We start from the raw sequence: 19,240 nt of genomic DNA, 5'->3' as shown, positions 1-19,240 counted from the left end.
GATCTTTGAAAACTGAACAACGAGTGAGTAAACATTCTGCTTGCAGAATGAACGCAAAAGTTTGAAACAAGCCTTGGCTTGAATCAACTGGAGCACAAATGAGATTTTTAATCTCGTCAGATTCAAAATGAGCTTATCGCTCTTTTCAATACTTTATTGGAGAGTTTGATCCTGGCTCAGGACGAACGCTGGCGGCATGCCTAATACATGCAAGTCGAGCGGAGTTGATAGGAAGCTTGCTTCCTTGATACTTAGCGGCGGACGGGTGAGTAACACGTAGGCAACCTGCCCTCAAGTTTGGGACAACTACCGGAAACGGTAGCTAATACCGAATAGTTGTTTTCTTCGCCTGAAGGAAACTGGAAAGACGGAGCAATCTGTCACTTGGGGATGGGCCTGCGGCGCATTAGCTAGTTGGTGGGGTAACGGCTCACCAAGGCGACGATGCGTAGCCGACCTGAGAGGGTGATCGGCCACACTGGGACTGAGACACGGCCCAGACTCCTACGGGAGGCAGCAGTAGGGAATCTTCCGCAATGGGCGAAAGCCTGACGGAGCAATGCCGCGTGAGTGATGAAGGTTTTCGGATCGTAAAGCTCTGTTGCCAGGGAAGAACGCTTGGGAGAGTAACTGCTCTCAAGGTGACGGTACCTGAGAAGAAAGCCCCGGCTAACTACGTGCCAGCAGCCGCGGTAATACGTAGGGGGCAAGCGTTGTCCGGAATTATTGGGCGTAAAGCGCGCGCAGGCGGTCATTTAAGTCTGGTGTTTAATCCCGGGGCTCAACCCCGGATCGCACTGGAAACTGGGTGACTTGAGTGCAGAAGAGGAGAGTGGAATTCCACGTGTAGCGGTGAAATGCGTAGATATGTGGAGGAACACCAGTGGCGAAGGCGACTCTCTGGGCTGTAACTGACGCTGAGGCGCGAAAGCGTGGGGAGCAAACAGGATTAGATACCCTGGTAGTCCACGCCGTAAACGATGAGTGCTAGGTGTTAGGGGTTTCGATACCCTTGGTGCCGAAGTTAACACATTAAGCACTCCGCCTGGGGAGTACGGTCGCAAGACTGAAACTCAAAGGAATTGACGGGGACCCGCACAAGCAGTGGAGTATGTGGTTTAATTCGAAGCAACGCGAAGAACCTTACCAGGTCTTGACATCTGAATGACCGGTACAGAGATGTACCTTTTCTTCGGAACATTCAAGACAGGTGGTGCATGGTTGTCGTCAGCTCGTGTCGTGAGATGTTGGGTTAAGTCCCGCAACGAGCGCAACCCTTATATTTAGTTGCCAGCACTTCGGGTGGGCACTCTAGATAGACTGCCGGTGACAAACCGGAGGAAGGTGGGGATGACGTCAAATCATCATGCCCCTTATGACCTGGGCTACACACGTACTACAATGGCCGGTACAACGGGCTGCGAAATCGCGAGATGGAGCCAATCCCAACAAAGCCGGTCTCAGTTCGGATTGCAGGCTGCAACTCGCCTGCATGAAGTCGGAATTGCTAGTAATCGCGGATCAGCATGCCGCGGTGAATACGTTCCCGGGTCTTGTACACACCGCCCGTCACACCACGAGAGTTTATAACACCCGAAGTCGGTGGGGTAACCGCAAGGAGCCAGCCGCCGAAGGTGGGATAGATGATTGGGGTGAAGTCGTAACAAGGTAGCCGTATCGGAAGGTGCGGCTGGATCACCTCCTTTCTATGGAGAATCGTTTCCTGCAACGGAAACATTCAAATATGCAGCTTAGCTGCAAAACACTCACTCGTTGTTCGGTTTTGAGAGCTCAAACTCTCAAACAGCTTGCTTTTGCATGGAGCTTGTTCTTTGAAAACTAGATATCGAAACGAAACAAACGCGAATTAGAACATTCCTTTAAGCTGATCTTGTGTAAACAAGTGAAGTGTATAAAGGTAGTTAAATTGCTTTTGTGATGGTATCGGGTGAGAGCGACTTTTGGATTTGGACGCAGTCCAAACCAAGGGAAGCGAGCGACCGAAACCGGAACAAAATGGTTAAGCTACTAAGAGCACACGGAGGATGCCTAGGCGCTAGGAGCCGATGAAGGACGTGGCGAACAACGAAACTGCCTCGGGGAGCTGTAAGCAAGCTTTGATCCGGGGGTGTCCGAATGGGGAAACCCAGCTGGGGTAATTTCCAGTTACTCACAACTGAATACATAGGTTGTGTAGAGGCATACCAGGGGAACTGAAACATCTAAGTACCCTGAGGAAGAGAAAACAATAGTGATTCCGTCAGTAGCGGCGAGCGAACGCGGAGAAGCCCAAACCAGAGAGCTTGCTCTTTGGGGTTGTGGGACGTCTCACATGGAGTTACAAAGGAACCGGTTAAGCGAAGAGGTCTGGAAAGGCCCGCCAAAGAAGGTAAAAGCCCTGTAATTGAAAGTCTGTTCCCTCCGAGACGGATCCCGAGTAGTGCGGGGCACGTGAAACCCCGTATGAATCCGGCAGGACCATCTGCCAAGGCTAAATACTTCCTAGCGACCGATAGTGAAGCAGTACCGTGAGGGAAAGGTGAAAAGCACCCCGGAAGGGGAGTGAAATAGAACCTGAAACCGTGTGCTTACAAAAAGTCAGAGCCCGTTTTAGGGGTGATGGCGTGCCTTTTGTAGAATGAACCGGCGAGTTACGTTCCCGTGCAAGGTTAAGGTGAAGAGCCGGAGCCGCAGCGAAAGCGAGTCTGAATAGGGCGACTTAGTACGTGGACGTAGACCCGAAACCGGGTGATCTACCCCTGTCCAGGGTGAAGGTGCGGTAACACGCACTGGAGGCCCGAACCCACGCATGTTGAAAAATGCGGGGATGAGGTGGGGGTAGCGGAGAAATTCCAATCGAACTCGGAGATAGCTGGTTCTCCCCGAAATAGCTTTAGGGCTAGCCTCGGAAAACAGAGTCGTGGAGGTAGAGCACTGATTGGGTGCGGGGCCCGCAAGGGTTACCAAGCTCAGTCAAACTCCGAATGCCATAGACTTACTTCCGGGAGTCAGACAGTGAGTGCTAAGATCCATTGTCAAAAGGGAAACAGCCCAGACCATCAGCTAAGGTCCCCAAGTGTGTGTTAAGTGGGAAAGGATGTGGAGTTGCACAGACAACCAGGATGTTGGCTTAGAAGCAGCCACCATTGAAAGAGTGCGTAATAGCTCACTGGTCGAGTGACTCTGCGCCGAAAATGTAACGGGGCTAAACACACCACCGAAGCTATGGCTTGATGCTTTGCATCAGGGGTAGGGGAGCGTTGTATAAGGGTTGAAGGTGTACCGTAAGGAGCGCTGGACATTATACAAGTGAGAATGCCGGTATGAGTAACGAAAAGATCAGTGAGAATCTGATCCGCCGAAAGCCTAAGGGTTCCTGAGGAAGGCTCGTCCGCTCAGGGTAAGTCGGGACCTAAGGCGAGGCCGAAAGGCGTAGTCGAAGGACAACAGGTCGAAATTCCTGTACCACCGTAAGCCGTTATGAGCAATGGGGGGACGCAGTAGGGTAGTGACGCGGACTGATGGATGTCCGTCTAAGCAGTAAGGCTGATGTGTAGGCAAATCCGCACATTGTAAGGCTGAGCTGTGATGGGGAGCGAAAATTGTAGTAGCGAAGGTCATGATCTCACACTGCCAAGAAAAGCCTCTAGCCAGGTGAAGGTGCCCGTACCGCAAACCGACACAGGTAGGCGAGAAGAGTATTCTAAGGCGCGCGGAAGAACTCTCGTTAAGGAACTCGGCAAAATGACCCCGTAACTTCGGGAGAAGGGGTGCCCCGGTAGTGTGAATAGCACGAGGGGGCCGCAGTGAAAAGGCCCAAGCGACTGTTTAGCAAAAACACAGGTCTGTGCGAAGCCGTAAGGCGAAGTATACGGGCTGACGCCTGCCCGGTGCTGGAAGGTTAAGGGGAGTGGTTAGGGAGCAATCCCGAAGCTGTGAACCGAAGCCCCAGTAAACGGCGGCCGTAACTATAACGGTCCTAAGGTAGCGAAATTCCTTGTCAGGTAAATTCTGACCCGCACGAATGGCGTAACGACTTGGGCGCTGTCTCAACGAGAGATCCGGTGAAATTTTAATACCTGTGAAGATGCAGGTTACCCGCGACAAGACGGAAAGACCCCATGGAGCTTTACTGCAGCTTGATATTGAATTTGGGTACGATCTGTACAGGATAGGTGGGAGCCTTTGAAGTGGGAGCGCAAGCTTCCATGGAGGCAACGTTGGGATACCACCCTGATCGTATCTAGGTTCTAACCTGGTACCGTAATCCGGTGCGGGGACAGTGTCAGGTGGGCAGTTTGACTGGGGCGGTCGCCTCCTAAAGAGTAACGGAGGCGCCCAAAGGTTCCCTCAGAATGGTTGGAAATCATTCGAAGAGTGCAAAGGCATAAGGGAGCTTGACTGCGAGACCTACAAGTCGAGCAGGGACGAAAGTCGGGCTTAGTGATCCGGTGGTACCGCATGGAAGGGCCATCGCTCAACGGATAAAAGCTACCCTGGGGATAACAGGCTTATCTCCCCCAAGAGTCCACATCGACGGGGAGGTTTGGCACCTCGATGTCGGCTCATCGCATCCTGGGGCTGAAGTAGGTCCCAAGGGTTGGGCTGTTCGCCCATTAAAGCGGTACGCGAGCTGGGTTCAGAACGTCGTGAGACAGTTCGGTCCCTATCTGTCGTGGGCGTAGGAAATTTGAGAGGAGCTGTCCTTAGTACGAGAGGACCGGGATGGACGTACCGCTGGTGTACCAGTTGTTCCGCCAGGAGCACCGCTGGGTAGCTATGTACGGACGGGATAAACGCTGAAAGCATCTAAGCGTGAAGCCCCCCTCAAGATGAGATTTCCCAGTATGTAAGACCCCTTGAAGACGACGAGGTAGATAGGCTGGGGGTGGAAGTGCAGCAATGCATGGAGCTGACCAGTACTAATCGGTCGAGGGCTTATCCAAATATGCAAGTTGTAATTCGCATGTTTCGTTTCGAATCTAGTTTTCAGAGAACGATCTCTGAAGCATATTCCCTGATAGCTCAGTTGGTAGAGCACTCGACTGTTAATCGAGTTGTCACAGGTTCGAGCCCTGTTCGGGGAGCCATATGGAGAGGTGTCCGAGCTGGCCGAAGGAGCACGATTGGAAATCGTGTAGGCGTCACAAGCGTCTCGAGGGTTCGAATCCCTCTCTCTCCGCCATAATATTAAGGCCCGTTGGTCAAGGGGTTAAGACACCTCCCTTTCACGGAGGTAACAGGGGTTCGAATCCCCTACGGGTCATAATAACTTCAAAAAAAGAAGTTGATTTTTACAACAAGATTATGGTATGATCATAAATGTGTTGTTTGGAGGCTTAGCTCAGCTGGGAGAGCATCTGCCTTACAAGCAGAGGGTCGGGGGTTCGATCCCCTCAGCCTCCACCATATAAACTTTATAACGACGCGGGGTGGAGCAGCCCGGTAGCTCGTCGGGCTCATAACCCGAAGGCCGCAGGTTCAAATCCTGCCCCCGCAATTATACTTTCCTTTGAGAAAGTGATCTGGAACCGTGGTGTAGTTGGCCTAACATGCCTGCCTGTCACGCAGGAGATCGCGGGTTCGAATCCCGTCGGTTCCGCCATTTAATCTTTACATGAGGCAAACTGTTCACTACATCTGCTGTATGGCACTGATGCCCTATATAAAGTGTAAGGAATTAAGATTAGACTTTATTATGGCTCGGTAGCTCAGTCGGTAGAGCAGAGGACTGAAAATCCTCGTGTCGGCGGTTCGATTCCGTCCCGAGCCACCATTTTCAAAACAATTTAATATGCCGGTGTAGCTCAACTGGTAGAGCAACTGACTTGTAATCAGTAGGTTGGGGGTTCAAGTCCTCTCGCCGGCACCATGTAATCCTGGAGGATTAGCGAAGTGGCCAAACGCATCAGACTGTAAATCTGCTCCCGTACGGGTTCGGTGGTTCGAATCCATCATCCTCCACCAGTTTTTAGGGGCATAGTTTAAAGGTAGAACAACGGTCTCCAAAACCGTTGGTGTGGGTTCAATTCCTGCTGCCCCTGCCAATTAACTTTTTAGATAATAACCTTTTGTGGCGATCGTGGCGAAGTGGTTAACGCACCGGTTTGTGGATCCGGCATTCGGGGGTTCAATTCCCCTCGATCGCCCCTTTGTTTTTTCATTTTTTATTGGGGATTAGCCAAGCGGTAAGGCAACGGACTTTGACTCCGTCATGCATAGGTTCAAATCCTATATCCCCAGCCATTATGCGGACGTGGCTCAGCGGTAGAGCATCGCCTTGCCAAGGCGAGGGTCGCGGGTTCGATTCCCGTCGTCCGCTCCAAAATATGGCGCCATAGCCAAGTGGTAAGGCACAGCTCTGCAAAAGCTTTATCCCCAGTTCGAATCTGGGTGGCGCCTCCAGCATATGCCGGCGTGGCGGAATGGCAGACGCGCTCGACTCAAAATCGAGTGGGAAACCGTGGAGGTTCGAGTCCTCTCGCCGGTATATTGAATAGCCCTACATGTTGCTTATGCAATGTGTAGGGCTATTTTTATTTTATATGAAACGATTTATGTGCAGTAAGAAAATCTAGAGTTAAAGATTGACGTATGATTATATAAAGTATATTGTAGATAAGTAAAGTCTTTAATGTGGAGGAGTGAAGTAGAGTGACTGATGGAAAAAATGTATCGGATACCGATCTGTTATTTGATCTTTCTGTATGGGAAGAGGCATGGAAGAATCGTCCGAGAAGTTCAAAATATAAGAAGAAAAGCGTCCCCTTTAATACAGAAGAAGCTTTTGAGCGGTGGGCCAGGGATTATCATGCACAGTCGTTCACCGAAGAAGGAAAGCAGCGTTCTGAACGCATTATGAGCTGGATTGAAAACCAGGGTGTGGAATTCGCAGGGTTATCCATTTTGGACATTGGAGCCGCTTCAGGCATATTTACCATTCCTTTTGCGGAAAAGGGAGCAAGTGTGACCGCAGTTGAGCCTTCGGAGTTGCTTGTCTCCCTTATGAAAGAGACGATACCTTCATCTTTGGAATCCAATATCGAAATTGTAAACGAACGATATGAAGAAATCTCCATTAAGGATAAGGGTTGGGAGAAGAAATATGACTTTGCATTTGCATCCATGTGTCCGGCGATGTCGGATTGGGAAACGATTGAGCAGGCAATTAATTGCGCCCGGAAGTATGTGTATATAAGTACTATGGCGGGACAGAAGGAACACACATTAATGGATGAACTTAAGGATGTACTGGGAGTAACTTCTTCATACATGGCCGGTGATATGGGGTATATCCAACAGTTGCTGTATTTGAAGGGTTATTCTTATACGATGATTATTACGAGAGAAGTTAACTCATTTGAAGTACCGGTGAAAGAGATTATCGAGCAGCTGCCAGAATGGCTTAATACGTATGAGTTCCCATCCGATGAAGATTCTCTCAGATTGGCTGAGAAGTACATTCGGGATACGTACAGGGATAGTACGGTGACCTTCTCACGTGGAGCAAGGTTTGGCAAAATTCTAATTCAACTTGAACAACCCAATATGAAAACAGTTCGCACTAAGGATAAGCGATAATTCGCGTAAGCTTGGCACGTGTACTGATAATCAGGAATTGAGACTGACAATGTAGTCTAACGTCTAAGATGACACTAGGAAGCATCGTACTACCAAACAAGAAGATGCACGTGTGAAACATATGAAGTTAAGATTGCAGAAGTGAAGTTGTAGGTGAAGGGAGCAGGTTATAAGCTCCCTCTTTTTTGAAGCCACTAATTCATCGACCGCTTTGAACCAGACCCTCGTTTATTTAGAGATGTTCGAGACAACGAAAAACAAAACACATACCTCGTTTTCAGAGATGATCTCTGAAGCATATTCCCTGTTATTTCAGTTGGTAGAGCACTCGATGGTTAATCGAGTTATCACAGGTCCGAGCCCTGTTCGGGGAGCCATATGAAGAGGTGTCCGAGCTGGCCGAAGGGGTACGACTTACAATCGTGCTCCTTTTCTAATTTCTGTTCGACACTTCTACTTTCTGCTTACGCTCCCGGTACTGGCCGGGGGTGATTCCTTCCCATTTACGGAATGATCGGATAAAGTTTTGCGGATTGTTGTACCGAAGTCGTGCTGCGATATCTTTAACGGTTAGATCACTCTCATCCAGCCATTTTTTAGCGATATTAAATCGGTACTTGGTCAGATATTCACTAAATGCACAGCCTGTCTCTTTGCGGAAAACACTACTTAAGTAGTTGGCATTGTAGTGAAGCTTAACAGCACATTCCTCAAGCGTCAGATCCTTATCATAATCTTGATGAATCATGGCAATCATTTTCTCAGATATATGTTGATACTGGGCATACTGTCTTGCTTTAAAAACCTGGATGATGGGCAAGATGACTTGATGGTTAAACCATTCCTCAACTTCAGCGGCGTACTGCAAACCATGAAGTTCATGAAACACTGATCCACGGCCCTGGTAGATCTGTCCGAGTCGTATGCCGGATTCCTGAGTCATTTGCAAAATATGCGTGAGTAGCCTCGTAAGAGTTACCTCATACTCCTCGGGTGTAACCTCCATACCAAAGATCACTTCAAGCAGTTGTTGCAGAAGAGCAGAGGCCTGGACTTCGTCCGCACTTTGAATAGCTTGGATCAATGAATATTCCAATGATTCCGGGTAGGTCATGGGCCAAGTGGGAGCGTAATGATCTATGTTCTCATATTGAAAAATAATGCCTGTTCCCAGCTTCATCCGATGCCTCAATGCTTCCATAGCTTCTGTGTAAGCTTGAGGGATGTGATATATAGAGCTGTGCGGCTGGCTGAATCCTATACTGACTTGAAGAGTTAGAATCTTATCCATCTGTTGTTGTAACTGGTCTGTTAATACATATAGTTGCTGTGAAAAAATAAACTGATCCTGTTCAACGGTCCCAATCACCGTGACTACTGTATGTTCCAGCACAATGGGAAGCAATTGTTGGTTATGCACAACCGTTTCCGCCAATATATTTTGAATAGCGAATAATAAGAGGTCACGATCACTAGCTCTATATTTTGTATGATTAACGAGATCGGCCTGTAATGTAATAACAGCAATTTGTTGCCATTCCCGAACCTGATGCGTGTAGCCATATTCATTCAAGGTGTCATGAAGAGTATGCACAGGGCTCCTGCCCTGGAACAGATTCATCATAAAATGAGTGCGAATCTGCAACAGATGCATATTAAGTGTGTTCTCTAATTGGGAGCGAGAGGCAGATAATTGTGAGACTCCTGCTCTAATCTGTTCGAACTCATCAGAAAATGGTGGTGATTGCTGAGCTAATGTTTTTCCTTCTTTGGACAGATGGTTGTCACCAAGTTGGGTTAAAAGTTTACGAATCGGGACATGCATTCGCTTGGAGCCGAGCCAGGCGAGTAATAATGAAAGTAAAAGTAAGAAGATACTGATATACAAGGTGTGTAAGCCGATATCGATATATTCTTGTGTCAGAATATTGGTAGGTGAGATTAGAACATATGTCCATCCTTTTAAGGTAGAAGGGCTATATGTCAGGGAATAATGTGTATCTGCGATCTTGACTTCCCGTTTTTCAAAGCCTGTTGAAAATGTAATGGGTGATAGTTTGGTTATGTTGTCTTCCGTATCCCGATCCTGTAATCCTAAGGCAGACAAAGGTTGTCCAATGTATACAGGATCGGGATGGACCAAAATACGTTGTTCCCGATTCAAGATGATCAGTCCTGAGGCAGCATTGCCTAAGAAGGCTTCTCCAAGTGTATTTTGCAAAGAGCATGCAGGAATTCCCGCAATCAGAGCAGCATCGGAAGACGTATTTAGATCCGGAATAGATCTCGCAAGGGCAATATGATAAATACAGCCTGTACCGGGTGAACGCTCATCATTACTGAACACCGATGAAGGGGAGAGCTGCCATCCAGAGGTTAGCGTATCCGATATCAATTCCTTCATGGGAAGAGCCAGCGGAAAATCCGTATTACGATATAATCCGGCATGATCAATAAGCCAATTCTGAGATTGATTCACCAGGGTAATATCCAGCATAGGTTCCCATGACCTCATATTCTTAAATTCACTCTGTAGTTTGTCGGCAAGCAAAGGCCCTTTCCCTTCCAGTGAAGAAGAAGCAGACAGGGAACGGAGAGTTACTGGGGAGCGAACGGCCTGATCAAGCATATAACTGACTGTAGCGAGTTTGTGCTCTACGTTGGATTGCATTTGTTCCAGCAACTGTCTGTTGGCCTGCGTACGATGCAGCTCAGTTTGGTTCGATGAATAGATAAATGCGGCAATTCCCGTTAACAAAATGGGCAGGGTGCTTAACAGGATTCCAAAGATGATCATTTTATGGAGATAGCTGATTGGTCGCACAGTCTCAGTTCCACCCCTGACATTAGAAATAGTAACACTTTCTATTTTAGTAAACGCTTACATATAGAACAATCTAAATTTTGTTTATTTGGATAAATAAGTAATTTCACGAGAGGGTATAGAAGTAGAGATAAGGGATTGCTGATAGATGATCTTGCAGAAACGGCTAGAGAAACGGCTTGGACTGACTATCCAACACGGAATCATGAGAAACGAAATTGCAGTGTGAACGTAAATAGAGACATGGACATCATTCTCTCTACAGGTCGATATCGGCTAAAGGGCAGCCTGAATACGGGTAATGGAAGGTATCTGGAGTGTTATTCAGCTTAGGTGGAACGTTGGTCTTATACAGGGACAGTCAAAGGTCCAACTAGATCCCCGACCTGAGTCTAGGATGAAAAACCGTCCACGGTCTGTTTTGAAAAGTCGCGGAATCCCCTAGAATAAGGACATAAGGTTAAACAAGAAACACGGAAACAAAAAAACAAGAAACAAACGAACAAATGACTCAACACATTAAAACGAACGAATGGAAAGGGCGGTGAACAACAATTATGAGATTGAATAAGGGAAATGGCTGGGCGATTGTATTGATTGCGCTGGGTGCACTACTCCTCTTCGGAAAGTTAACTCCACTTCTTGGACACTTAATGGGTTATCTGATTCCGGTCCTGATGATTGCACTGGGATACTACGGAGTTAAACGAGGGAATGTGATGCTTGGCTGGATTGTTCTCATCATCGGTATCATCTCACTGATGGGTAAACTGGCATGGTTGATCGGACCGATCATCGCGATCGGGTTAATCATCTTTGGTATCTCAATGCTAAGCAATAACCGCAGTCGTCGTGGTCGGTACTAAGTTTTCACGATTATGAAAAGGAGGGACAGAACATAATGAGTGTATTTCGTCGAATGCGGGATATTACCGTAGCCAATCTGAACGAACATTTGGAGCAAAGTCAGGATCCAGTCAAACTGATTGATCAGTTCCTGGTCTCGACCCGCCAAGACATCGGTGAAGCCGAGAAACTTCGTCATCAATATGCAAGCCATACCAGACAAATGAAACAACAAGCCGATCAGGCAGCAGGTATGGTGAACAAACGGGAAGAACAGGCTTCCATGGCTCTGAAAGCAGGGGAAGAACATCTCGCTAAGCTGGCCTTGCAGGAGAAAATCCTCCACGAGGAAAAAATGGAACAGTACAATGAATTGTATGCACAAAGTTATGCGGCATTACAGGAGCTGGATGAACAGATCGACCAGCTGAAGGTTGAATATCAGAATGTATACAGCAAACGTCAATATTACTACGCTCGTATGCAGACGATTCAGTTACAACAACGTATGAACCAGAGAGGCAATCACAACGGTCAGAATGTACCCCGTATGTTTAACCGACTGGATGACCAAGTCTCTGATCTCGAATATGAAGCACAAAGTCTCCGCGATATCCGGCGGATGAGTCAAGATGGTTCAGGAGTGACTGGCAGCATGTCATCCTCTACGCTGGATAAGGAACTGGAACGCTTAAGACAGAAATTGAACAATGACAGAAAGGAGTAGTCACATGAGTAAATTATACCGCTCGGCGCGTAATCGAATGCTAACAGGTTTGATCGGCGGCATTTCTGAAAATCTCGGATTGAGTACCACGCTGCTACGTATCATCTTCTTCATCAGTATTTTCGCTACGGGAGGTACATCATTGTTGATCTACTTCATCGCTGCATTGGTGGTACCAAAGGAATCCAACCACGTTGATCCATATGCTTATGATTCCAACGTAAGAGGATACAAGTAAACGAAAGGAGCAAGCACATGAGCAAATTATACCGCTCAACGCGTGACCGGATGTTAACCGGCTTGTGCGGCGGAATTTCCGAAACCATCGGAATGGATTCCACCCTGCTGCGTATCATCTTTGTTATCAGTATCTTCGTAACTGGCGGCACGTCGTTGTTAATATACTTTATTGCAGCACTGGTGGTACCAAAAGAGCCGTATCCGCCTTATGATCCATATGGCTACGGTCCGGGCCCAGGTCCTGGTCCTGGCAGAGGATACAACAACTATGATCACCAGCCACCAAGAGGTCCTTTTCAAAATAATCACAACCAACAAGGTCCTGGTAACTTCGGTCCCGGCCCTGGATACAACAGCAGACCTCAATCTGGTCCGCGTTCTTATGACAACAACGCCTACGGAGCAGGTGCACCACAAGAAAGTGAACTTGATTCCATGATGAAAGATATCGAGAAAAAAGCACTGAAAAAAGAAGTTGAAGAGCTTCGCCAAAAATTATCTCGTTACGAGAAGGGAGAAAAGTAAAATGGGAGTATTTAAACGGATTAAGGATATGACGAAAGCATCGGTAAATGATATGTTGGATAAAGTAGAGGACCCGATTGTAATGTTGAACCAGTACTTGCGTGATATGGAGGCTGAGATTCATGAGGCAGAGGTAACTGTTGCCAAACAAATGGCAAATGAGCGTCGCATGAAACAACGTTTGGATGAAGCGGAGCGTACTTCGGTACAACGTGAGTCCCAAGCAGAAGCTGCTCTGTCTAACGGTCAGGAAGAAGTGGCACGCAAATTGTTGGAAGAGAAAATCTACTTTGATCAAAAAATTACGGAGTACAGCGAACTGCATGCACAGTCCGAAGCACAAGCAAAAGATCTGTTGCAACAGTTGCATGATATGAAAGATGAGTTCTACAAAATGCGTAACAAACGTAATGAACTTGTATCCCGTGCACAAATGGCAAAAGCCAAAAAACAAATGTCTTCCATCAACAGCTTGCATTCGATCGAAAGTGGCGGCGCATCACTTGGATTCCACCGCATGGAAGAGAAAATCATGCAGCTGGAAGCTGAAGCTGACGTAGCTCGTGCACCTTATCGCAACACATCATCCACGTACACAAATCCTGTAGATGTGGAAAAACAGTTCAAAGTGGATCAGCAATTACAAGCCCTCAAAAACAAAATGGGCAATGGTTCCAAGAATGAAGCGAACGGAACTTCAAAAGAATAACTGTTCGCTTAGTGGACAATATGATATTCTATAAATCGTGTATAATGTACGGTTGGTAGAACAAAAGTTAAGCCATACAGGACTTCATTGCCTGGTATGGCTTTTCCGTTGAATAAAGAGAGATTAACTTACAGAGGAGGTGCGGCGGGGATGAATCAAAAGAGTAAATGGCTTGCAGTTGTCATTATGATCATTGGCATAATGATGTTATTGAATCAGAATATTAACTTGCTGACCGCTGCCGCACTGATTCTGTTAACGGTTGGAATGCTTCAAGTCCGCAATGGGGATACCCGCAAAGGTCATCGGTATCTTGGCATTGGTGCGGCACTGTTATTGCTGGATAATTTGATGATTGTATTTTTGATTGTACTGGCTTCTTTAGCTTACTTTTATTCAAAAAACAAAAAGATTCATCTGGACGAAGGCGTTATGAAGAAACAGAATTTCATGGCTCGGTACTACTGGGATCAATCATCCTGGACGTTACGTAGTATGAGTCTGTGGCATGCCATAGGTGAGGTTAACGCGGATCTGTCTCTCTCGATTCCGGAGGAGAAACAAACGATTGTGCTGCTGCAAGGAGTTATGGGTAATGTTCGCCTGACGCTACCAGAAGATTATGGTGTGGAGATTGAAGCATCGGTTCTTTTCGGCCGGATTAATCTTCTTGGAGAACAAGATAGCGGCATGATGAACAAATTAGTATGGAGAACACCTGGATATGAATCCAGTGAACATAAAGCAAAATTTGTCATTTCTTATATTGTTGGCGACCTAAGCATCAGTAATCCGTAGTAAAATAGATGAAGAGAAGGAGGAGACCCCGATGAAGACAAAACGACATACCGACATGGTAACCCGAAGTATGGGTGAAGGGATCCTCCTGGTTTTCATTGTACTTGCTGTTATTTTGTATGTATTGTATACATATGGTTATCTTGCTCCGTTTGCAGGCTGGCGTCATCTGATTCAATCGGGTCTGGCTCTATTGTTACTTCTGATTGGAATCGGAGCGGTCTTTGGGTTCTATCAGAGTTATCGGGTTAAACGCCGGCTTGAACTGCTGCGGGAAACACTTCTACTGTGGGAGAAGGGCTCTCTATCCCGCACTGTACCTGATCTGGGCGATGATGATGTGGGTCGTTTAAGTGAGCAACTCGGACGAATCGGAAAAAAGTGGGAAGATCAGGTATCTTCGCTCCAGCGATTATCTACTCATAATGCACAGCTTGCTGAACAATCCAGAATTACGGCTATTGTGGAAGAGCGGCAGCGGCTGGCACGGGAACTGCATGATGCGGTATCGCAGCAATTGTTCGCGATATCCATGACAGCAACGGCTGTTGGACGGAAGATGGAGAAGGATTTTGAACGTGCTCAGCGGCAGGTGGCTTTGATTGAGGAGATGGCTTCGGTAGCTCAGTCCGAGATGCGTGCGTTACTGTTACATCTGCGGCCAGTCTATCTGGAGGGTAAACATCTCGAACAAGGTCTGCGTGATCTGGTGATGGAACTGAAAACAAAAGTACCGATGGACATTGTGCTGGAAATGGACGAAGACATTGATCTGATCAAAGGCATCGAGAATCATCTGTTTCGAATCGTTCAGGAGGCTATGTCCAATACGTTACGGCATGCAAAGGCGGAAAAAATGGAGATACGGATCCAGCGCCGTACTGATGCGATCCGGGTATTGATTCGTGATGATGGGCAAGGCTTCGATCTGGATGAGAATAAACAAGCTTCCTACGGTCTGGCTAACATGCGTGAACGTGTTACGGAGATTGGCGGGGCCATACAATTTGTAACAGCGCCTGGTAAGGGAACGCGGATTGAGATTACGATACCTTTGATGAACGATGAAAGCGAGGAAGAACATGTCAATGGAACCGGAAGTCGAAACGGAGACGGAAACGTCGATCAAAGTATTGCTCGTGGATGATCATGAGATGGTACGTATTGGTCTTGCAGCGGTACTGGATACCGAAGATGGAATTGAAGTTGTTGGTGAAGCAGGTAGTGGAGAGGAAGGCATTCGGCTTGCACAGGAGTATAAGCCTGATGTTGTTCTAATGGACCTGGTTATGGAAGGCATGGATGGCATTGAGGCTACTCGTCAGGTACTTAAAATGTATCCGGAGTGCAAAGTCATCGTATTGACCAGTTACCTGGATGATGAAAAAATGTACCCTGTCATTGAAGCAGGCGCATTCAGTTATCTGTTGAAAACATCAAGAGCCAATGAAGTGGCAGATGCGATTCGCGCAGCAGCTCGTGGGCAATCCGTTCTGGAGTCACAGGTCGCTTCGAAAATGATGAATCGATTCCGGCAGCCACAGGCAGCAGCTCCTTTGCATGATGAGTTGACGGACCGGGAAATGGATGTACTCCGGTTGCTCGCAAAAGGTAAATCGAATCAGGACATCGCTGATGATCTGATCATTGGCATTAAGACAGTGAAATTCCATGTTACCAACCTACTGGCAAAATTGGGCGTAGACGACCGCACACAGGCTGCGATCTATGCTTATAAAAACGGACTTGCAGAGTAAGCAGGATCATATGCAATATCATAATCAAGCCAAAGAACCGTGCATTAATGTGCGGAAGTTATAGATAAGAGATGATTTATATATAAGTGTATGTTCAAAAAGATCGATTTTCAGTACCAAGAAGATGGGATAAAGCTAGAAATGGAGTAGCGGAGCGTAGATCGAGCTACGTGAGCAACCGCATGTTTCCAAAGGAAACATTCTTCGTAAGCCTCTACTTATTTCGGCTGAATTCCATATTCGATGTTGATGCCGCCGCTAGGCACCCTTCGTAATCAAAAGCGGACTTTTTGAACAACCTCTATAAGGATGAATGGAAAGCTCTGATCTGCCATGCATGTGGCGGGTGGGGCTTTTTTTGATGTGTTCAGAAGAAGTATAGCTAATGTGGGAAAGGGGCATGCTGTTGATAGATTAATAGAATGCAAGAATGAAAGGGGGATTCAAATGTTAAATCGTTGGATGACAGCAGGTATCTTGGCAATAGCAATCATTATTCTTATCGGTGTGACACAGGTATATGCAGAGAAGAACGAATCCAAAGCTGCCCAACTGGAACAACTAATCTATACAGCTGACAGCGTGATTGATAATGTTGATCGTCTGGTGATTAAATGGCAAGGAGAAGGCCGGGGAGATGCACAAGCACAAGCAGCATTACTGGCCAGTCACTTGGGACTGGAACAACCAGTACGGGTAAGCCAGACGGGCCATGATGTGTATCGCAGTGAAGTAGTACCAGTTGAGGCTACTGGTGGAGAAGCAGGCCTGTTGGTCAATGTCGTCGAGACAGGAGATAACGGTTACTACGCCATCGTACAACTTTCAGGGGATGCACACACGGATCGGAAGGCATTAATGACAGTACATGAACAGGTGGATCAACTGCTTGTAGACTCAGGGATGAAGGCAAACTGGAATATATCTGTGCAAGGTACGGCAGCTACTACTATTGAAGGTGATGCGAGTCAGCAGTTAGCACTCATCGAGAAAAGCCTGTCCAAAAATGTGGATATCGCCTCCATTGAACGTTATACGGATGTAGCCAGCGCAAGTGTCTCTTATAAGGCGGCTGAGCTGCCCCTATCGATCAAGAGTGGCTCGCACATGTTGAATATGCAACTCGCAGTTCACCAGGTTGGAGACGAGGTCGACAATCGAATTACAGTGGGGTTTCCGGTGATTACGATTGAATATTAAGGGATGAATTTTTCATGAATTGTGACCCAATATTGAGAATCTTTATCAGAAAAATGAGTTTGAAATAGTGCATCCATTCAGTTGATATGCTAAAATGGCATCACATCCAAGAAGGAACTTGCTGGTAATTGACAGTTGTATGTCGTGCATATATAACACCATTACATAGCTCGGGGAGAGCATGAAGGTTATCTTCCCGGAAGAAAGAGGAGCCCATGGTTGAAAAACAATCGCAAGATGAAGTACAGACACCAGGCGCAGTATTTTTCATTTTTGGAGCAACGGGTGATTTGGCCCGCCGGAAGCTGTTTCCGGCCATCTACAGTCTTTACCGTGAAGGCAAGCTTGCCGAAGACTTTGCGGTTATTGGCGTAGCACGTCGTCCGAGGTCCCCAGAAGAATTCCGGGAAGACATCTATGAATCCATTAAAGAGTTCTGCCGTTATCCAGCGGGGGAACCTGATGAGTGGAACGCTTTTGTCGATCATTTTGAATACAAAGCACTGGATATCAATAATGTGGAAGGATTCAAAGAGCTGCGTGCGCAGACGGAGCATCTGGAATCGAAGTTTAAAACGCCAGGGAATCGGCTGTTCTATCTGGCATTGGCACCTGAGCTGTTTGGCAGTGTCTCGTACAGTTTGCGGGACGGCGGTATGTTGGAAAGTCAGGGGTGGAACCGTTTGGTGATCGAAAAACCATTTGGTTATGATCTGCAATCGGCCGAACATCTGAATGAGCAGATTCGTGAGGTATTCCGTGAAGAGGAAATCTATCGGATTGATCATTATTTGGGCAAGGAAATGGTGCAAAATATCGAAGTGATCCGCTTCGGAAATGCTTTTTTTGAACCGCTGTGGAATAACAAACATATTGCCAACGTTCAGATTACGCTTGGTGAGACGGTAGGCGTGGAAGAACGTGGTGGTTATTATGATCACTCCGGTGCACTGCGTGACATGGGGCAGAATCATATGCTTCAGATGCTGACGATGATTGCGATGGAACCGCCGAGTCGCCTTTTTCCGGAGGATATTCGGGATGAGAAGGTGAAGGTATTACGCTCATTGCGAGCTTTTACTTCGGATGAGGAAGTGAGCAACAACGTTGTGAGGGGACAGTATGCCGAAGGGGAGTACCGTGGCAAGCAGCTTCCGGGGTATCGCCAGGAAGACAAGGTTGATCCACAGTCGAATACGGAGACTTATTTTGCAGCACGTGTATTCGTGGATAATTTCCGCTGGGCGGGTGTTCCATTCTACATTCGGACAGGCAAGCGTCTTCCGGTGAAAACAACCGAGATCGTAGTTGAGTTCAAGTCAATGCCAAACAACGTGTACCTTGGGAAAAAGTATAAATTGGAACCGAATCTGCTAGTCATTCGGGTGAATCCGATGGAAGGCATATATATCAAAATCAATGCCAAGAAACCAGGCTCGGATTCTGAGATTCAGCCGCTTGCGATGGATTTCTGTCAGAGCTGCATGATTGGAATTAACTCGCCTGAAGCGTATGAACGTCTGCTGCACGATGCAGCAGAGGGTGATTCTACGTACTTCACCCGTTGGGATGAAGTGGCAACAGCCTGGTCCTTTGTGGATCGGATCGCAGCAGCCTGGGGGCAGAATCAAGGAGAGCTTCATACGTACCCTGCTGGAACTTGGGGACCAGAAGCGACAGATAAGCTGCTGGAGCAGGACGGATTCCACTGGTGGCCGGTGAATGGTCAGGACGAGGACAGCGTGATCTGGCAAGTGAACGGTTAGGTTAAGGGAATTAACAACATAAACACCATGACTGAGCCTGGAGACTTCGCAATTTTGCGGTGTCCCCAGGCTTTTTAGCGGGTAAAAGGGAGGTATCCATCATAAGGAAATAAGTAATTTAAATTAAGTTGTTGACAAAAAGTAAGTATATAACTTATACTCAACACATGAGTTAAAGAGTTACGCAAATGACAAACTTCATCCGGGCAAACGTTTCGGATAAGTTATCATTCATGAGATAAAATGTAAACCAGTTGAAGGGGTTTG

General features: G+C 47.1%; 12 protein-coding genes, 16 tRNA genes and 2 rRNA genes. 29 read left to right on the top strand and 1 reads right to left on the bottom strand.

What is annotated here, in order from left to right; all coding sequences use genetic code 11:
* The first annotated feature begins 153 nt into the window (after positions 1-153).
* The 19 genes from QNO02_RS25465 (at position 154) to QNO02_RS25375 (ending at position 7,958) form a co-directional block, all read left to right on the top strand.
* Positions 154-1,706: ribosomal RNA gene (locus QNO02_RS25465) — 16S ribosomal RNA — on the top strand.
* A 312-nt stretch (positions 1,707-2,018) separates the two neighbouring features.
* Positions 2,019-4,946 (top strand): 23S ribosomal RNA (locus QNO02_RS25460).
* Together the 16S and 23S rRNA genes with 15 tRNA genes alongside form the textbook arrangement of a ribosomal RNA operon.
* Positions 4,947-5,014: 68 nt before the next feature.
* Positions 5,015-5,090: transfer RNA gene (locus tag QNO02_RS25455), tRNA-Asn, on the top strand.
* Between the two features lie 3 nt (positions 5,091-5,093).
* Positions 5,094-5,185, top strand: a tRNA-Ser gene (locus tag QNO02_RS25450).
* A gap of 9 nt (positions 5,186-5,194) precedes the next feature.
* Positions 5,195-5,266: transfer RNA gene (locus QNO02_RS25445), tRNA-Glu, on the top strand.
* A 67-nt stretch (positions 5,267-5,333) separates the two neighbouring features.
* A tRNA-Val gene (locus QNO02_RS25440) sits at positions 5,334-5,409 on the top strand.
* A gap of 17 nt (positions 5,410-5,426) precedes the next feature.
* Positions 5,427-5,500: transfer RNA gene (locus QNO02_RS25435), tRNA-Met, on the top strand.
* A gap of 27 nt (positions 5,501-5,527) precedes the next feature.
* Positions 5,528-5,605: transfer RNA gene (locus QNO02_RS25430), tRNA-Asp, on the top strand.
* Positions 5,606-5,700: 95 nt separating this feature from the next.
* Positions 5,701-5,776: transfer RNA gene (locus QNO02_RS25425), tRNA-Phe, on the top strand.
* 20 nt (positions 5,777-5,796) lie between these two features.
* Positions 5,797-5,872 (top strand) — tRNA-Thr (locus QNO02_RS25420).
* Between the two features lie 9 nt (positions 5,873-5,881).
* Positions 5,882-5,967 (top strand) — tRNA-Tyr (locus QNO02_RS25415).
* A gap of 6 nt (positions 5,968-5,973) precedes the next feature.
* Positions 5,974-6,047: transfer RNA gene (locus tag QNO02_RS25410), tRNA-Trp, on the top strand.
* 29 nt (positions 6,048-6,076) lie between these two features.
* A tRNA-His gene (locus QNO02_RS25405) sits at positions 6,077-6,149 on the top strand.
* 22 nt (positions 6,150-6,171) lie between these two features.
* A tRNA-Gln gene (locus tag QNO02_RS25400) sits at positions 6,172-6,246 on the top strand.
* Positions 6,247-6,250: 4 nt separating this feature from the next.
* A tRNA-Gly gene (locus tag QNO02_RS25395) sits at positions 6,251-6,325 on the top strand.
* Between the two features lie 6 nt (positions 6,326-6,331).
* Positions 6,332-6,405 (top strand) — tRNA-Cys (locus QNO02_RS25390).
* Between the two features lie 6 nt (positions 6,406-6,411).
* Positions 6,412-6,490: transfer RNA gene (locus QNO02_RS25385), tRNA-Leu, on the top strand.
* Between the two features lie 164 nt (positions 6,491-6,654).
* The gene (locus tag QNO02_RS25380) at positions 6,655-7,581 is read left to right on the top strand and encodes a class I SAM-dependent methyltransferase (protein ID WP_289390362.1); all 927 of its coding nucleotides are present in this window, start codon (positions 6,655-6,657) and stop codon (positions 7,579-7,581) included.
* A 301-nt stretch (positions 7,582-7,882) separates the two neighbouring features.
* A tRNA-Asn gene (locus QNO02_RS25375) sits at positions 7,883-7,958 on the top strand.
* Positions 7,959-8,014: 56 nt separating this feature from the next.
* Here the strand turns inward: QNO02_RS25375 and QNO02_RS25370 are convergent.
* Positions 8,015-10,405 (bottom strand): helix-turn-helix domain-containing protein, encoded by a 2,391-nt coding sequence (locus QNO02_RS25370; RefSeq protein ID WP_289390361.1) that lies wholly within the window; start codon positions 10,403-10,405, stop codon positions 8,015-8,017.
* A gap of 557 nt (positions 10,406-10,962) precedes the next feature.
* Here QNO02_RS25370 and QNO02_RS25365 point away from each other — a divergent pair.
* From QNO02_RS25365 to zwf, 10 genes are all read left to right on the top strand, one after another.
* Positions 10,963-11,271, top strand: a complete 309-nt coding sequence (locus QNO02_RS25365) for a LiaF transmembrane domain-containing protein (protein WP_017692311.1) — start codon at positions 10,963-10,965, stop codon at positions 11,269-11,271.
* Positions 11,272-11,306: 35 nt separating this feature from the next.
* Positions 11,307-11,978, top strand: a complete 672-nt coding sequence (locus QNO02_RS25360; RefSeq protein WP_091037978.1) for a PspA/IM30 family protein — start codon at positions 11,307-11,309, stop codon at positions 11,976-11,978.
* A gap of 4 nt (positions 11,979-11,982) precedes the next feature.
* Positions 11,983-12,216 (top strand): PspC domain-containing protein, encoded by a 234-nt coding sequence (locus QNO02_RS25355; protein WP_017692313.1) that lies wholly within the window; start codon positions 11,983-11,985, stop codon positions 12,214-12,216.
* Between the two features lie 17 nt (positions 12,217-12,233).
* Entirely contained in the window at positions 12,234-12,743 is a 510-nt protein-coding gene (locus tag QNO02_RS25350; RefSeq protein ID WP_091037976.1) for a PspC domain-containing protein, read from the top strand.
* Between the two features lies 1 nt (position 12,744).
* Entirely contained in the window at positions 12,745-13,452 is a 708-nt protein-coding gene (locus QNO02_RS25345) for a PspA/IM30 family protein (RefSeq protein WP_017692315.1), read from the top strand.
* A 150-nt stretch (positions 13,453-13,602) separates the two neighbouring features.
* Positions 13,603-14,250 carry a cell wall-active antibiotics response protein LiaF gene (gene liaF, locus QNO02_RS25340; RefSeq protein WP_133387410.1) on the top strand — a complete coding sequence of 216 codons (648 nt, stop codon included), beginning with the start codon at positions 13,603-13,605 and terminating at the stop codon, positions 14,248-14,250.
* Positions 14,251-14,281: 31 nt separating this feature from the next.
* A complete protein-coding gene (locus QNO02_RS25335; protein WP_091037970.1) occupies positions 14,282-15,397 on the top strand; it encodes a sensor histidine kinase in 1,116 nt (371 codons plus the stop codon).
* Positions 15,339-16,007 carry a response regulator transcription factor gene (locus tag QNO02_RS25330; RefSeq protein WP_091020933.1) on the top strand — a complete coding sequence of 223 codons (669 nt, stop codon included), beginning with the start codon at positions 15,339-15,341 and terminating at the stop codon, positions 16,005-16,007. The genes QNO02_RS25335 and QNO02_RS25330 overlap by 59 nt, the downstream gene beginning before the upstream one ends.
* 447 nt (positions 16,008-16,454) lie before the next feature.
* Positions 16,455-17,207, top strand: a complete 753-nt coding sequence (locus tag QNO02_RS25325) for a YwmB family TATA-box binding protein (RefSeq protein WP_289390359.1) — start codon at positions 16,455-16,457, stop codon at positions 17,205-17,207.
* Between the two features lie 215 nt (positions 17,208-17,422).
* Positions 17,423-18,973 carry a glucose-6-phosphate dehydrogenase gene (zwf, locus tag QNO02_RS25320; protein ID WP_091037967.1) on the top strand — a complete coding sequence of 517 codons (1,551 nt, stop codon included), beginning with the start codon at positions 17,423-17,425 and terminating at the stop codon, positions 18,971-18,973.
* Positions 18,974-19,240 lie beyond the last annotated feature (267 nt).

Source organism: Paenibacillus sp. PK1-4R (assembly GCF_030369595.1).
Classification (GTDB): Bacteria; Bacillota; Bacilli; order Paenibacillales; family Paenibacillaceae; genus Paenibacillus.
The sequence above is the reverse complement of the archived record's forward strand: the minus strand, read 5'-3'. Positions and strand labels throughout refer to the sequence as shown.

Excerpts from the sequence above, each read along its gene's own strand:
- QNO02_RS25335 (WP_091037970.1), top strand. The coding sequence starts at position 14,282 with ATGAAGACAAAACGACATACCGACATGGTAACCCGAAGTATGGGTGAA.
- QNO02_RS25350 (WP_091037976.1), top strand. The coding sequence starts at position 12,234 with ATGAGCAAATTATACCGCTCAACGCGTGACCGGATGTTAACCGGCTTG.
- QNO02_RS25325 (WP_289390359.1), top strand. The coding sequence starts at position 16,455 with ATGTTAAATCGTTGGATGACAGCAGGTATCTTGGCAATAGCAATCATT.
- QNO02_RS25355 (WP_017692313.1), top strand. The coding sequence starts at position 11,983 with ATGAGTAAATTATACCGCTCGGCGCGTAATCGAATGCTAACAGGTTTG.
- QNO02_RS25365 (WP_017692311.1), top strand. The coding sequence starts at position 10,963 with ATGAGATTGAATAAGGGAAATGGCTGGGCGATTGTATTGATTGCGCTG.
- QNO02_RS25345 (WP_017692315.1), top strand. The coding sequence starts at position 12,745 with ATGGGAGTATTTAAACGGATTAAGGATATGACGAAAGCATCGGTAAAT.
- zwf (WP_091037967.1), top strand. The coding sequence starts at position 17,423 with ATGGTTGAAAAACAATCGCAAGATGAAGTACAGACACCAGGCGCAGTA.
- QNO02_RS25330 (WP_091020933.1), top strand. The coding sequence starts at position 15,339 with ATGGAACCGGAAGTCGAAACGGAGACGGAAACGTCGATCAAAGTATTG.
- liaF (WP_133387410.1), top strand. The coding sequence starts at position 13,603 with ATGAATCAAAAGAGTAAATGGCTTGCAGTTGTCATTATGATCATTGGC.
- QNO02_RS25360 (WP_091037978.1), top strand. The coding sequence starts at position 11,307 with ATGAGTGTATTTCGTCGAATGCGGGATATTACCGTAGCCAATCTGAAC.